Origin of the sequence: Streptomyces sp. NRRL WC-3605, from assembly GCF_001509795.1 — a bacterium.
GTDB classification, from domain to species: Bacteria; Actinomycetota; Actinomycetes; order Streptomycetales; family Streptomycetaceae; genus Streptomyces; species Streptomyces viridochromogenes.
In genome coordinates, this window is record NZ_LLZN01000001.1 from 281,792 (window position 1) to 296,121 (window position 14,330).

Annotated in this window: 10 protein-coding genes; 7 read left to right on the forward strand and 3 right to left on the reverse strand. The window is 72.5% G+C overall.

Going from position 1 to position 14,330, the window contains the following annotated elements:
- Positions 1–151: 151 nt before the first annotated feature.
- The 5 genes from ADL34_RS01430 to ADL34_RS01450 all read left to right on the forward strand — a co-directional run bounded on the left by ADL34_RS01430 (position 152) and on the right by ADL34_RS01450 (position 8,583).
- Positions 152–1,807: a serine/threonine-protein kinase gene (locus ADL34_RS01430; RefSeq protein WP_062663953.1), complete on the forward strand. Its 1,656-nt coding sequence runs from the start codon at positions 152–154 to the stop codon at positions 1,805–1,807.
- A gap of 111 nt (positions 1,808–1,918) precedes the next feature.
- Positions 1,919–3,115 (forward strand): serine/threonine-protein kinase, encoded by a 1,197-nt coding sequence (locus ADL34_RS01435; RefSeq protein ID WP_079033964.1) that lies wholly within the window; start codon positions 1,919–1,921, stop codon positions 3,113–3,115.
- Between the two features lie 80 nt (positions 3,116–3,195).
- The gene (locus tag ADL34_RS01440; protein ID WP_079033963.1) at positions 3,196–4,920 is read left to right on the forward strand and encodes a serine/threonine-protein kinase; all 1,725 of its coding nucleotides are present in this window, start codon (positions 3,196–3,198) and stop codon (positions 4,918–4,920) included.
- A gap of 166 nt (positions 4,921–5,086) precedes the next feature.
- Positions 5,087–6,700 (forward strand): succinic semialdehyde dehydrogenase, encoded by a 1,614-nt coding sequence (locus ADL34_RS01445; protein WP_062663950.1) that lies wholly within the window; start codon positions 5,087–5,089, stop codon positions 6,698–6,700.
- Between the two features lie 74 nt (positions 6,701–6,774).
- Positions 6,775–8,583, forward strand: a complete 1,809-nt coding sequence (locus ADL34_RS01450; RefSeq protein ID WP_062663948.1) for a GMC oxidoreductase — start codon at positions 6,775–6,777, stop codon at positions 8,581–8,583.
- An 81-nt stretch (positions 8,584–8,664) separates the two neighbouring features.
- Here ADL34_RS01450 and ADL34_RS01455 read toward each other — a convergent pair whose 3' ends face one another.
- The gene (locus ADL34_RS01455) at positions 8,665–9,741 is read right to left on the reverse strand and encodes an LPXTG cell wall anchor domain-containing protein (RefSeq protein WP_062663946.1); all 1,077 of its coding nucleotides are present in this window, start codon (positions 9,739–9,741) and stop codon (positions 8,665–8,667) included.
- A 239-nt stretch (positions 9,742–9,980) separates the two neighbouring features.
- Between ADL34_RS01455 and ADL34_RS01460 the strand changes: the two genes are divergently transcribed.
- Positions 9,981–11,150: a hypothetical protein gene (locus tag ADL34_RS01460; protein WP_062663944.1), complete on the forward strand. Its 1,170-nt coding sequence runs from the start codon at positions 9,981–9,983 to the stop codon at positions 11,148–11,150.
- Between the two features lie 457 nt (positions 11,151–11,607).
- Here the strand turns inward: ADL34_RS01460 and ADL34_RS01465 are convergent, their stop codons facing one another.
- Positions 11,608–11,904, reverse strand: a complete 297-nt coding sequence (locus tag ADL34_RS01465) for a chorismate mutase (RefSeq protein ID WP_179199341.1) — start codon at positions 11,902–11,904, stop codon at positions 11,608–11,610.
- A gap of 316 nt (positions 11,905–12,220) precedes the next feature.
- Here ADL34_RS01465 and guaA point away from each other — a divergent pair, with 316 nt between their 5' ends.
- Positions 12,221–13,798: a glutamine-hydrolyzing GMP synthase gene (gene guaA, locus ADL34_RS01470; RefSeq protein ID WP_062663943.1), complete on the forward strand. Its 1,578-nt coding sequence runs from the start codon at positions 12,221–12,223 to the stop codon at positions 13,796–13,798.
- 9 nt (positions 13,799–13,807) lie between these two features.
- Here guaA and ADL34_RS01475 read toward each other — a convergent pair whose 3' ends face one another.
- A complete protein-coding gene (locus tag ADL34_RS01475) occupies positions 13,808–14,281 on the reverse strand; it encodes a pyridoxamine 5'-phosphate oxidase family protein (protein WP_062664397.1) in 474 nt (157 codons plus the stop codon).
- Positions 14,282–14,330: the final 49 nt, after the last annotated feature.

The following is a 14,330-nucleotide window of genomic DNA, read 5'->3' on the forward strand; positions in this document are numbered from 1 at the left end:
ACCGTGTGTGACAACGGCGTTGGGGTTGCTTCGACGAACGGAAGGCGAGAACTGTCACAGTGCGGTCTCCTTGGCACCCCCGCGGTTCCGGTCGCATGCCCCGGTCCCTAACCTGACCCTGTCAAGAACATTGCGGGGCAACGTGAATAAGATGCAGGGCCAGCTCGTCTCGGGCCGTTACCGGCTCACCGAGGCCATCGGCAGCGGCGGTATGGGCCGCGTCTGGCGTGCGCACGATGAAGTGCTCCACCGGGCCGTGGCGATCAAGGAACTCACCGCCGCGCTCTACGTCTCCGAGAGCGACCAGGAGCGCCTCCTGGCCCGGACGCGGGCCGAGGCGCGGGCCGCCGCGCGCATCAACCACTCCGCCGTGGTGACCGTGCACGACGTCCTGGAGCACGACGGGCGCCCGTGGATCGTGATGGAGCTGATCGAGGGGCGCTCGCTGGCCGACGCGGTCAAGGAGGAGGGGCGCGTCGAGCCCGCCGAGGCGGCGCGGGTCGGGCTGTGGGTGCTGCGGGCGCTGCGTGCCGCGCACACCGCCGGCGTCCTGCACCGCGACATCAAGCCCGGCAACGTCCTGCTCGCCGAGGACGGCCGGGTCCTGCTCACCGACTTCGGCATCGCGCAGATCGAGGGCGACACGACGATCACCCGCACCGGAGAGGTCGTCGGCTCCGTCGACTATCTGGCCCCCGAGCGCATCCGGGGACACGACCCGGGCCCGGAGGCCGACCTGTGGGCGCTCGGCGCCACGCTCTTCACGGCGGTCGAGGGCCGCTCGCCCTTCCGCCGCACCTCTCCGCTGAGCACGATGCAGGCGGTCGTCGAGGAGGACGCGGGGGAGCCGCAGCACGCCGGGGCCCTGGGCCCCGTGATCACCGCCCTGCTGCGCAAGGATCCGGTCACCCGGCCCGACGCCGCCGAGGCGGAGCAGCTGCTGGCCGAGGCGGCGGAGGGCCGAAGGCCCAGCGGGGCCCAGGCCTATGTGCCCACCCAGCTGAACCGGTACGAGCCGGAGGCGCGCCCCGCCCCCGACCAGGCCGGCGTCCACAGCGCCACGCCGTACCCGCCGACGACCGGCCCGACGGCGTTCGGCCCGCCCGTGGGGCAGCCCGTCGGGGCTGTCCCGCCCGCCCCCGCGCCCCGGCGGCGCCGGCTGCGCTCGGTCGCCCTGGTCGTCGCCCTCGCCGCCGTCATCGGCGGCGGGACGGCCGTGGTCCTGCAGAAGTGGGGCCCCGGCGGGGGCAGTTCGTCCGTCTCGTCCACGCCTCCGACCTCGCCCGCCCCGAAGGAATCGGCCACCGAGGAGCCGGACGCGGACGTGGGCGGTGTGCCGTCCTCCTGGAGGCGCGTCGACGACCCCCTGGGCTTCAGCCTGTACCTGCCCGAGGGCTGGAAGCGGAAGGTGGTCGGCGAAGAGGTCGACGGGCTTCAGCAGGTCGACTACTCGCCGGACGGCGGGGAGCACTTCGTCCGGATCTCCGTCGACGTCTCGCCCGACTTCGCGACCGCCCACGACCATTTCGTCGACCTGGAGGAGCAGGTCAAGGAGCGGCTGATCGGCTACGAGTTCCTGTCGCTCAAGGAGAACCAGTACCGCGACCGCGCGGGCTCCCAGTGGGAGTACACCTGGGACGCGCAGCCCAAGGACACGCCCTTCCCCGGGCCGCGCCGCGCCATCGACCAGGGGTACATCGACCGGGACGGCACCGAGTACGCGATCTACATGTCCGCGCCGCAGAAGGACTGGGCCGAGGCGCGCGCGCAGTTCTCGGCGGTGCTGCGGGGCTGGCGCACGGGCTGACCCGCGCAGGGAGCCCCGCGCGGTCGGCGGCTTTTGACGTGCTTTGCTGCTGTGCACAGTTGGCCGATCGGTGCCCGGAGCCCGGGCGTCCGGTGGGGCATGATGAGTCGCATGGGGACCGAGGGGGCCAACTTCCGTGTGATCGCGGGGCGTTACCGTCTCGAGGCGAAGGTCGGGCGGGGCGGCATGGGCGTCGTCTGGCAGGCGACCGACCAGTTGCTCGGGCGACGGGTCGCCGTGAAGGAGATCCCGGTCGACGAGACGCTCACCGCGTCCGAGGCACGGCGGCAGCGCGCGCTGTGGCTGCGCGAGGCCCAGGCGGTGGCGCAACTGCGGCACCCGCACGTGATCGTCGTGCACGACGTGATCGAGGAGCACGAACGGCCGTACATCGTCATGGAGCTGATCGACGGCGAGTCGCTCGCCGACCGGCTCGCCGCGCAGGGCCCGCTGGACGCCCGTGAGACCGCCCGGGTCGGCGCCGACCTGCTGGACGCGCTGCGCGCCGCGCACGCCGCCGGTGTGGTGCACCGGGACATCACCCCGGCCAACGTGCTGGTGGAGAGCGGCACCGAGCGGGTCGTCCTCACCGACTTCGGCATCGCCCGGGTGCCCGGCACCGGCACGCTCACCGAGTCGGGGTCGTTCGTGGGGTCGCCCGAGTACACCGCGCCCGAGCGGATGTCGGGGGCGCGGACCGGTCCCGCCTCCGACCTGTGGTCGGTGGGGGCGCTGCTGTGCGCGCTGCTGAGCGGTGAGTCGCCGTTCCGGCGGGACTCGCTCAGCGGCACCGTGCTGGCCGTGGTCTCCGACGACGTACGGCCGCCCGCGCAGGCCACGCCGATCCTGCCCGTCGTCCAGGGCCTGCTGGAGCGGGACCCCGCCGACCGGCTGGACGCGGCGGAGGCGGAGCGGATGCTGCGGGAGTTCCTGGTGACCGGCGAGGACCTCGTGCCGAAACGGTTCAGCAGGCGGGTGGAGCGGCCGTGGACGACCCACAAGGTGGCGGCGGCCGTGGTGCTGGCCGCCGTGGCGGCGGTGGCCGGGGCGTCGGCGGCGGTGCTGCTGGCCGACGGGGGCGGAGGCGGACACGACGTGCCGACCAGCTCGGCGAGCCCGCCCGTCGAGACGGCCGGTACGGTCCCGCCGACCGCTGGTCCCACCGCGTCCGGCGCCTCGCTCTCACCCGCGTCCCCGTCGGGCGACGCGCCGCCGTCCGGTGGCGCACTCCGGTCCGGTGACGCGCCCCCGTCGGGTGACGCACTCCCGTCCGGTGACGCGCCGCCTTCCGGCACGAACCGGAGATAAGGAGCGACCCGCGTCACGGCTCTGTGACCGTGGACACCGCCCCTGGCTCCCCGGCCGCCCGGCGCGATATGGATGGATCCATGAGCAACAACGGGGGATTCCCAGAACGGCCCGACGAGCCGACGAGTTTTGAACTGCAACCTCCGCAGCCGGTGCCGCTCGCCCATGTGCCGCACCCGGACAACCCGTACGCGGCGCCCGCCGCACCCGTGCCGCAGCAGCCCGCCCCCACCACGCAGACCGGCCGGCCCGCCGCGCCGGCACCCTCCGCCCCGCCCGTCGCGCCGGCTCCCTCCGCCCCGCCCGCCGCGTCCCCGCCGGAGCCCGGCGCCGGCCGGCTGATCGCGGGCCGCTACCGGCTGCTCGCCAAGCTCGGGCACGGCGGCATGGGCACCGTCTGGCGCGCCAAGGACGAGACGGTGGACCGCGAGGTCGCCGTGAAGGAACCCCGCGTCCCGGACCACCTTCCCGAGCGGGAACGCGCCAACGCCTACGAGCGGATGCGCCGCGAGGCCCGTGCCGCCGCCCGGCTCGACCACCCGGCCGTCGTGAACGTGCACGACGTCGCCGTCGTGGACGGCCGGCCCTGGATCGTCATGGAGCTGGTGCAGGGCCGCTCGCTCGGCGACGCGTTGCAGGAGGGCACCCTCGGCGCCCGGGACGCGGCGCGGATCGGCCTGGAGGTGCTGGGCGCCCTGGAGGCCGCGCACGCGGCGGGCATCCTGCACCGGGACGTCAAGCCGGACAACGTCATGCTCGGGCGCCACGACCGGGTCGTGCTCACCGACTTCGGGATCGCCCAGATCGAGGGCGAGACCAATCTGACCGACACCGGCGGCTTCGTCGGCTCGCCGGAGTACATCGCGCCCGAGCGGGTGCTCGGCCAGCGTCCGGGACCGGCCAGCGACCTGTGGTCCCTCGGGGTCGTCCTGTACGCGGCGACGGAGGGCGTCTCGCCGTTCCGCCGCAGCAACACCCCGGCGACGCTCCAGTCCGTCCTCAACGCCGAGCCCGCGGCGCCCGCCGCCGCCCGCGGCCCGCTCGCCGAGGCCATCAACGGCCTGCTCCAGAAGGACCCTTCGCGCCGCCCGAACGCCGCGCGGACCCGCGACCTGCTGGAACGCGCGGCCAACCCGCCGGAGCCGGCCCTCACCCAGCCCGCACGGCTCCCCGAGAGCGTGCGGCGGGGGATCGTGCTCGGGCCGAAGACGCTGCTCGGGATCGCGGCGGCGGCGGTCGCGGCCGCGGTGACGGCGTACCTGGTGATCGCCGACCCCTTCGCCGGGTCGCTGCCGAAGGGCTGGAAGACGCACGAGGAGAAGGCCCTCGGCGCGACGCTGCTGGTGCCGGACGAGTACAAGCGGACCGTGCCCGAGAAGACGGACGACGACCACTGGGTCACGTACACCGACCCCAGCGGTGCCGTCTGGATCAGCCTGGAGCTGGAGAAGAAGGCCGAGGACACCGGTAACGAGATCAAGGGGTCCGCCGCCGCCGAGATGTACGACGACGACAGCGACTACCGGCAGAGCGGCGACTACCAGGTCGGCATGCCGCAGAACCCGAAGACGGAGCCCAGGGAGACCACGTACCAGGGCAGGAAGTCCGCCGAGAACACGGTCACCTACACCACCACCGACAGCCAGAACCCCCGGCCGCGCCGACTGCGTGTCTTCTACTACCGGACCTCCGCCGGAGACATGTACAAGCTGGCCGTCGGCTACCCCGGCGCGGGCGACTTCGAGGAGCGTGGACGCGAGGTGGCGCAGACCGCGATCGACCGGCTGGAGATCGACAAGCTCTGACCGCCGGGGCCCGTGACCGACTCGAGACCGGGCGCCCCGGCGCGTCCACGGCAACGCCCTGATCAGCGCGTTTGTTGCCAGTGTCCACTGGCAGTGTGTGAGCAGTCGGTGAATCCCCGTTACCGACGGGTACACAAAGGCCCCGGCGCGGCATACCCTGCGCCTCATGACGGACGCGCAGGCCCCGGCCCAGACCGGCACGAACCCCCTCGCCCCCGCCCCCGAGGGCGCCCGTACCGCGGCGGACGTGGTCACGCCCGAGCTGGTCGCCCAGCTCACCAAGGGCGTGGCCGGGTCCGGCCGTACCGCCAACCACACGCCGTTCACCGGCGAGAAGCTGGCCGACCTGCCCGAGTCGACGCCCGAGGACGTCCGTGAGGCGTTCGAGGCGGCCCGCGCGGCACAGGCCGTCTGGGAGCAGGTCCCGGTGCGCCGGCGCGCCGACGTGCTGCTGCGCTTCCACGACCTGGTGCTGGAACGGCAGGCGGAGGTGCTGGACCTGATCCAGCTGGAGACCGGCAAGGCCCGGCTGCACGCGCACGAGGAGGTGCAGGCCGTCGCCGTCGCGGCCCGCCACTACGGCCGCAAGGCCCCCGCCTACCTCAGGCCCAAGCGGCACACGGGCGCCATCCCCACGCTCACCCGCGTCACCGAACTGCGCCACCCGCGCGGGGTCGTGGGTCAGATCGCCCCCTGGAACTACCCGCTGGAGCTGTCCGTCGGCGACGCGCTCCCCGCGTTCGTGGCGGGCAACGCGGTCGTCATGAAGCCGGACACGGAGACCTGCCTGACCGCGCTGTGGGCGCGGGACCTGCTGATCGAGGCCGGTCTGCCCGCCGACGTCTTCCAGGTCGTGCTCGGCGAGGGCCCCGTCGTCGGCCCGGAGGTCGTCAGGCACGCCGACTACGTCTCCTTCACCGGCTCCACCCGCACCGGCCGCGAGGTCGCGCAGAGCGCCGCCGCCCGCCTGGTCGGCGTCTCGCTCGAACTCGGCGGCAAGAACGCCATGCTGGTCCTGGACGACGCCGACATCGAGAAGGCCGCCGCGGGCGCCGTCCGCGCCTGCTTCTCCTCCGCCGGCCAGCTCTGCATCTCCATCGAGCGGCTGTACGTCCACGAGTCGGTCGCCGACGCCTTCCTGGAGCGCTTCGCGGCCCGCACCAAGGCGATGCGGCTCGGCAGGTCCCTCGCCTACGGCGCCGACATGGGCTCCCTGGTCGGCGAGCGCCAGCTGGAGACGGTCACCCGGCATGTGGAGGAGGCCGTCGCCAAGGGCGCGAAGGTCGTCGCCGGCGGTGTGGCCCGCCCCGACATCGGCCCGTACTTCTTCGAGCCGACCATCCTCGACGGCGTCGAGGCCCCCATGGCCGTCTGCACCGAGGAGACGTTCGGCCCGGTCGTCTCCCTCTACCGCTTCTCCAACGACGACGAGGCGATCGAGCGCGCCAACTCCACGCCGTACGGGCTCAACGCCTCGGTGTGGACGAAGGACGGCCGCCGGGGCCGGGCGGTCGCGGCACGGCTGCGCACCGGCACCGTGAACGTCAACGAGGGCTACGCCCCCGCCTACGGCAGCGTCCAGTCGCCGATGGGCGGCATGAAGGACTCCGGCCTCGGCCGCCGTCACGGCTCCGAGGGCATCCTCAAGTACACCGAGGCCCAGACGGTCGCCCACCAGCGGCTGCTGCCGATGGCGCCCTCGATGGGCATGGACGACGAGACGTACGCGCAGTTCATGAGCCGGAGCCTGCGGGTGATGAAGGCGTTCCGTTTCCGCTAGGCCGTTCCGCCAGGCCGTGTCCCGGGCCCCGCTGTCCGAGGCCGCCGCACCACCGCTTTCGACGAGGAGAGCACGTGTCACAGGAGAACTCTGCCCCCGCGCAGGACGACGGTTCCGGGTACGACTACGACGTCATCGTCGTCGGGTCGGGGTTCGGCGGCTCGGTCACGGCGCTGCGCCTGACCGAGAAGGGCTACCGCGTCGGCGTCCTCGAGGCCGGCCGCCGCTGGACCCGTCAGACCCTGCCGAAGAACTCCTGGGACCTGAAGAACTACCTCTGGGCCCCGAAGCTCGGCATGTACGGCATCCAGCGCATCCATCTGCTCGGCAACGTCATGGTGCTGGCGGGCGCGGGTGTCGGCGGCGGCTCCCTCAACTACGCCAACACGCTGTACGTCCCGCCGAAGCCGTTCTTCGAGGACCCCCAGTGGCGTGACATCACGGACTGGGAGCAGGAGCTGAAGCCGTACTACGACCAGGCCCAGCGCATGCTCGGGGTCCGGCTGAACCCGACGATGACCCCGTCCGACGTGCACCTGAAGGCTGCCGCCGAGAAGATGGGCGTCGGCGACACCTTCCACATGGCGCCGGTCGGCGTGTTCTTCGGCGACGGCAAGGACGCCGAGGGCACGGCGAAGGCCGGTCCCGGCGAGGAGGTGCCCGACCCGTACTTCGGCGGCGAGGGCCCGTCCCGCCGGGCCTGCACGGAGTGCGGCGAGTGCATGACGGGCTGCCGGCACGGCGCGAAGAACACCCTCAACGAGAACTACCTGTACCTGGCCGAGAAGGCGGGCGCGGTCGTGCACCCGCTGACCACGGTCGTCTCGGTCACCGACGACTCCCAGGGCGGCTACGCGATCGCCACCCAGCCGACCGACCGGCGCGGGAAGGACGAGGGGCGGCTGTTCAAGGCCCGCCGCGTGGTCATCGCGGCCGGCACGTACGGCACCCAGACGCTTCTGCACCGCATGAAGGCCGGCGGCCAGCTGCCCCACCTCTCCTCCCGGCTGGGCGAGCTGACCCGCACCAACTCCGAGGCGCTGGTGGGCGCGCAGACCGACAGCCGGCGCTACCGGAAGCTGACGGGCGCCCCGAAGGTCGACTTCACGCGCGGTGTCGCCATCACCTCGTCCATCCACCCGGACGAGAACACCCACATCGAACCGGTCCGCTACGGCAAGGGCTCCAACTCGATGGGCGGCCTGTCCATCCTCCAGGTCCCCTACGCCGAGGGCGGGTCCCGTGTCGGCGCCTGGCTGGCCAACGCGGCCCGGCACCCGCTGCTTGTGCTGCGCTCGCTGTCCAACCGCCGCTGGTCGGAGCGGACCATCATCGGGCTCGTGATGCAGTCGCTGGACAACTCGCTGACGACGCATCTGAAGCCGGACGGCGTCGGCAAGGGGCTGCTGACCGCGCGGCAGGGCCACGGCGCGCCCAACCCCAAGCAGATCAAGGCCGCTTCCGAGGCCGCCTCCGTCCTCGCCGCCGACATCAACGGCTTCCCCGGCTCCAACGTCGGCGAGCTGATGGGCACTCCGCTGACCGCGCACTTCCTGGGCGGCTGCCCGATCGGGGACTCCCCGGAGACCGGTGTGATCGACCCCTACCACCGGCTGTACGGGCACCCCGGGATCTCGGTCGTCGACGGCGCGGCGGTCTCCGCCAACCTGGGCGTCAACCCGTCGCTGACGATCACCGCGCAGGCCGAGCGGGCCATGTCCTTCTGGCCCAACAAGGGCGAGGCCGACCCGCGTCCGGCGCAGGGAGCGGCGTACGAGCGGCTGAAGCCCGTCGAGCCGCAGGCGCCGGTGGTGCCGGCGGAGGCGTTCGGCGCCCTGAAGCTGCCGTTCCTGGGGATGCCGGCGGTGCCCCCGAAGAAGTAGCGCGCCCGCCGCAGACACCGAAGGACCTGCGCCCCCCTCCGAGCGCAGGTCCTTCCGTGTGGTGCGTCAGGTGGTCGAGGCTCAGGCCTCGGCACCGCTCCGACGACGCTTCATCGCGAACATCACGCCGGCACCGGCGAGGATCGCGACACCGCCGACCGTGCCGATGACGGGCAGCTGAGAGCTGGACCCGGTCTCGGCGAGGCTGCCGGTGACGGGCTGCTCGCTGACGCCGCCCTGCGGCTTCTCCGGCGTGGCGGCCGGGGGCTTCTCGGCGCCCGGCTCGGCCTCGCCCGGGTCCTCGTTCGAGCTGCCGGCGGGCAGGACGTCGAAGAACCAGCCGTCGCCGAAGCCCTCGGCGATGCAGTCCTCGCCGTTGATGTTGTCGATGTAGGCACCGGTGCCGAAGTGGTAGGACTCACCGGCGGGGGCACCCTTGTGGATGTTCACCCGCAGGTCGATCTTGTTGTAGTCGTTCGGCTTCATCGTCTCGGTGCCCCAGAAGTAGCCACCGGCCAAGCCGCCCGCGCCCTCGATGCTCTCCCAGGAGTTCGTCGACGGGTTGCGGAACTGCAGGTCGACGTACGGGCTCAGGGTCGGCTCGAGGTTGTCCCAGTACTTGGTGCTCTCGACCTCGGCGTAGAACGCGACGTCCTTGAGCGTGACGTCGGAGGTGTTGGTGACCTTCAGGTTGAAGGAGTGCCAGCCGCTGCCGGCCACGATCTTGCCGGGCAGGGCGCTGACCTCGACCGCGAGGGCCTCCTCGGTGAAGTCCTCGTCGACCTCCTCGCAGTACGGGAGCTCCTCGTCCTCGCCCGGGGTGGTCTCCTCGTCGGTCGGAGCCGTCGTCTCGTCGTCGGGCGCCGGCGTCGTCTCCTCGTCGCCGGGCTCGGTCTCCTCGTCGGTGGGAGCCGTGGTCTCGTCGTCCGCGGGAGCGGTGGTCGTCTCGTCGTCGGCCGGCGCGGTCGTCTCGTCGTCCGCGGGCGTCGTCGTCTCGGTGTCGGCCGGAGGCGTCGTGTCGCCGGCGGCCGGCGTGGTCTCCGTGGTGGCCGGGGCGGTGGTCTCGTCCGTGGCGAACGCGGCCGGCGCGGACAGCAGGGCGATCGGTGCTATGACCGCCGTCGTCGCTGCGGCGGCCAGGGCACGGCGAAGCTTCATGAAGACCTCGAAAGTCCGTTGTGCCGCCGGGCGCGGCACGGGTATCGGGAGGCCTCCGCGTGTGGGGCGCGGGTGTGGCCCTTGGTTCGCAGACTTTGATCATCGAGGGCCGGGAATGGTTGTGCCGGACCTGACAGAATATTTATGTGGCCTGGGTCACATGTCCTGGATCACGGGCCGTCCCCCTGCCGTACTCTCAGCGCCCGTACCGGAGTTCGAGAGAAAGCGTTCACACAGCCATGGCCGGCAGACCGTCCGACGGGACCCCCTCCGCATCCGGCGACGAGGCACAGCCCTCCACGCCCTCCATCTCGGACGAGGAGTGGCAGAAGTTCGTCCAGGACGCCGGACGCGACCGCGCCTCCGCCCCGAAGGAGCCGTCCGCGCGCGCCCGGATGGTCACCGAGCGGCTGCGCCGGCAGGACGCCCGCGGTGAACTGCCTCCCGGCTGGCGCACGGGCCCCGCCTGGCAGGAGATGCACGGGACCACCGCCCGGCGCCGCCGGCTGTGGGCGTTCCTCGGGGTGCCGCTCGCCGTCGCCGTGGCCGTCGTGGCCGTACGGCCCTCCCTGATCCCCGGCGACCCCTTCGGCAGCGCCGCCTCTCCGGTGCAGGACGCCGCCCCCTCGCCGCTGCCCGTCGAGACCGCCGCGCCGACGGCCGCGCCCGCCGAGGCCGACCCGGACACCCCGACCCCGGCCCGGCCGTTCGCCGGATCGCCCGCCGCGCGCTGGGCGGACGGCGAGGCCGGCATCACCACGCCGGCGGCCACCCCGGTCGGCAACCTGTCGAAGGCCCAGGTGGAGCAGGCCCTGCGCCAGACCCGCAGGCTCCTCGTCGACGCCAACCTCGACCCGGCCACCCTGCGCGGCGAGCGCCCCGAGACCGCGCTCGACGTCATCGAGCCGCGCCAGAGGGAACTGGTCGACCTGCTGACCACCGCGCTGCGCAAGCCGGACAAGAAGCACGACCCGCTCTGGATGTTCAGCCGCTTCGACCCCGCCGAGGTGCGGCTCGCCGGGGACGTCGTGAAGACGCGCGGGCGCATGACGTTCGAGAAGGGCGAGAACGCCTCCCTCGTCGTGCACGCCGACTACACCTTCGTCTACCCGCTGGTCCGCGAGGGCTCGGACGAGGTGGCCCGCACCATCGTCCGGCGCGTCCTCGACGTCCGGGTCTCCGATCCCACCCGGTACCAGGTCACCCCGGGGAAGATCATCGTCGTGCGCTTCGACCAGGAGATCGGCAACTCGGCCTGCGACTCCTACGACGGCTATCTGCACCCGCAGTTCGACTCGGCGCCGCCCGCCGGCGCAGCCCCCACCGGCCCGACGACCGACCCGTACGACCGCAGCAAGGGCATCCCCGAGGACCGCCGCGACGAGTGCCGGGTCGTCAGCCGCACCTGACGCCCCGGCGGGCCGCGGGCGGCCGCGGGCATGAGAAGGGCCCCGCGGTGCGGGGCCGCGGGGCCCTTCTGTGGTCAGCACCAGCGTCAGGGCGCGCCGGTGCCTGGGGGAGCGGCGCCGGGGGAGTGCGCCGCCGAAAGGGTCTCTCGCATCGTGCGGGACGGGCGGGGGCGCGGCAACCGCTGGGGGCCGCCCCGTACTCCGTCGGTGTTTCCGCCGGCCGGCCCCGGGCGTCCCCGGAGCCGACCGTTTCTCTTGGGTGACCGGGCTGCTGTCCCCTGCCGTCCGGTCACTTACCCGGAGCGAGGTCCCACGGCGTACGGCGATCCGCACACCACAACGCTCCGGCGAGCCACGCGTGGTTCATTCGGGCCCGCCCCTGGCTGGCACGGACACCGGTACCAACGAAGCGGTCCGGGCGGCGTCACGCTCCGACCGGGTGAGAGGGGGGCCGAACTCAGATGCGACCGCGACACAGTTCGAGCAGCGTCATCGCGAGGGCCGTCCCCGGCCGGCCCAGCGCCTCGCTGTAGTGGCCGAGGACCTCCATCTCGCGGGACAGGTTCACCCGCCGGCCGCCGGAGGTGATCCGGGCCTCCTGGATGACGGCCGACACGGCCATGCGTTCCTGGATCAGCCCGATGATCCGGTCGTCCAGGGCGTCGATGCGTTCACGGGCACCGGTGATCACGTCCGCGGCCTCGGGGGTGCGGGCGCCGGTCGCCTCGGCGGGGGTCACGTGCGTGGCGGTCATCGGGGGCTCCTCGTCGATGGGAGGTGCCCCGGATCGACAGGACCCGGAAACGGCAGGCGCCCCGGGCCTTGTCGGCCCGGGGCGCCTGGGAAGTCGCTTGTCAGTTGCTCAAGCAGCACGACCATGGCAGCCGGCGGGCCGGGTGCCATAGGTAAACAGGAAGGTCGGGTGCGTGAGCATGCCGCCAGTATGCCGCGCTCGCCGAGGGTGTCCAAGCCGGTTCGCATGGTGAGACGGGCTTCGGCCCCGGGGCGGTCGCGCGACGCCCGGTAGACTCGGCCCCACACACACCTCGCTCACCGCCGGAAGGCAACCCGTGTCATCAGCGAACCCAGCCGCCGCCCCCGACACCGTCCTGGTCGTCGACTTCGGCGCGCAGTACGCCCAGCTCATCGCCCGTCGTGTCCGCGAGGCCCGGGTCTACAGCGAGATCGTGCCGAGCACCATGCCGGTCGCCGAGATGCTCGCGAAGAACCCGGCGGCGATCATCCTCTCCGGCGGCCCCTCGTCCGTGTACGAGGAGGGCGCCCCCCGCCTCGACCGTGAGCTGTTCGAGGCCGGTGTGCCGGTCTTCGGCATGTGCTACGGCTTCCAGCTGATGGCGCAGGTCCTCGGCGGCACGGTGGACAACACCGGCGCCCGCGAGTACGGCCGTACCGACCTGCACGTCTCCAAGCCGTCCTCCACCCTCTTCGAGGGCACCCCCGCCGAGCAGCACGTGTGGATGTCCCACGGCGACGCCTGCTCCGCCGCCCCCGAGGGCTTCGCGGTGACGGCCTCCACCGGTGTCGTCCCGGTCGCCGCCTTCGAGAACGACGAGAAGAAGCTCTACGGCGTCCAGTACCACCCCGAGGTCATGCACTCGACGCACGGCCAGCAGGTGCTGGAGCACTTCCTGTACCGGGGCGCCGGCCTGAAGCCCGACTGGACCACCGGCAACGTCATCGACGAGCAGGTCGCCGCGATCCGCGAGCAGGTCGGCGACAAGCGCGCCATCTGCGGCCTGTCCGGCGGCGTCGACTCCGCCGTGGCGGCGGCGCTGGTCCAGAAGGCCGTCGGCTCCCAGCTGACCTGCGTCTACGTCGACCACGGCCTGATGCGCAAGGGCGAGACCGAGCAGGTCGAGAAGGACTTCGTCGCCGCGACCGGCGTGCAGCTGAAGGTCGTGGACGCCGAGGAGCGGTTCCTGAAGGCGCTCGCCGGGGTCTCGGACCCCGAGGAGAAGCGCAAGATCATCGGCCGTGAGTTCATCCGGGTCTTCGAGCAGGCGCAGCTGGAGATCATGCAGGAGGACGGCCCCGAGGTCGCGTTCCTCGTGCAGGGCACGCTCTACCCGGACATCGTCGAGTCCGGTGGCGGCACAGGCACCGCCAACATCAAGTCGCACCACAACGTGGGCGGGCTCCCGGACGACATCGAGTTCGAGCTGGTCGAGCCGCTGCGCCAGCTGTTCAAGGACGAGGTCCGCATGGTCGGCCAGGAGCTCGGCCTGCCGGACGAGATCGTCCATCGCCAGCCCTTCCCTGGCCCGGGCCTCGGCATCCGCATCGTCGGCGAGGTCACCAAGGAGCGCCTGGACCTGCTGCGCGAGGCCGACGCCATCGCCCGCGAGGAGCTGACCGCGGCCGGCCTCGACCGGGAGATCTGGCAGTGCCCCGTGGTCCTGCTCGCGGACGTCCGCAGCGTCGGCGTCCAGGGCGACGGCCGCACCTACGGCCACCCGATCGTGCTGCGCCCGGTGTCCTCCGAGGACGCCATGACCGCCGACTGGTCGCGGCTGCCGTACGACGTCCTCGCGAAGATCTCCACGCGCATCACCAACGAGGTCAAGGACGTCAACCGCGTCGTCCTCGACGTGACCTCGAAGCCGCCGGGCACCATCGAGTGGGAGTGATCCCGGGCCTCAGGTGCGCTTGATCGTGCGCACCGGCTGACCGGGCTTCCAGATCCGGACGACGAGGTACTTCTCGTCCTCCACGTAGGTCCGCACGACCTCCGTCAGCTCGGTACGGAAGAGGTGGAACGGCTCCGGCGGTTCCACCTCTTCCGCGTACGCGGCCTTGCGCGCCGGGTCCTCCACCTCGACCGCGCGCCCCGCGATCCGTACGTCGCCCCCGCCCATCGTCTGCCCCTCCCCGGGGTTCGCCTGGAGCGCGAAGCGCGGGTCCCGGCGCAGATCGAGGGCCTTGAGCGAGTCCGGCATCATGCCGAGCCACAGCTCGCCGTCCAGGAAGCGGATCTCCAGGCCGGAGGTGCGCGGGGAGCCGTCCCGGCGCAGGGTGGCCAGGACGTGGTGCGTGAACGTGCCGAAGCGCTCCTCGACGAGCCGGGCGAAGTCGGGTTCGGCGGTGACGAAGGCGGACCAGTTCGCTGTCATGCCGCCGAGTCTGACGGCGATACCCGCCATCCTCTGTCGGGTTTTGCCG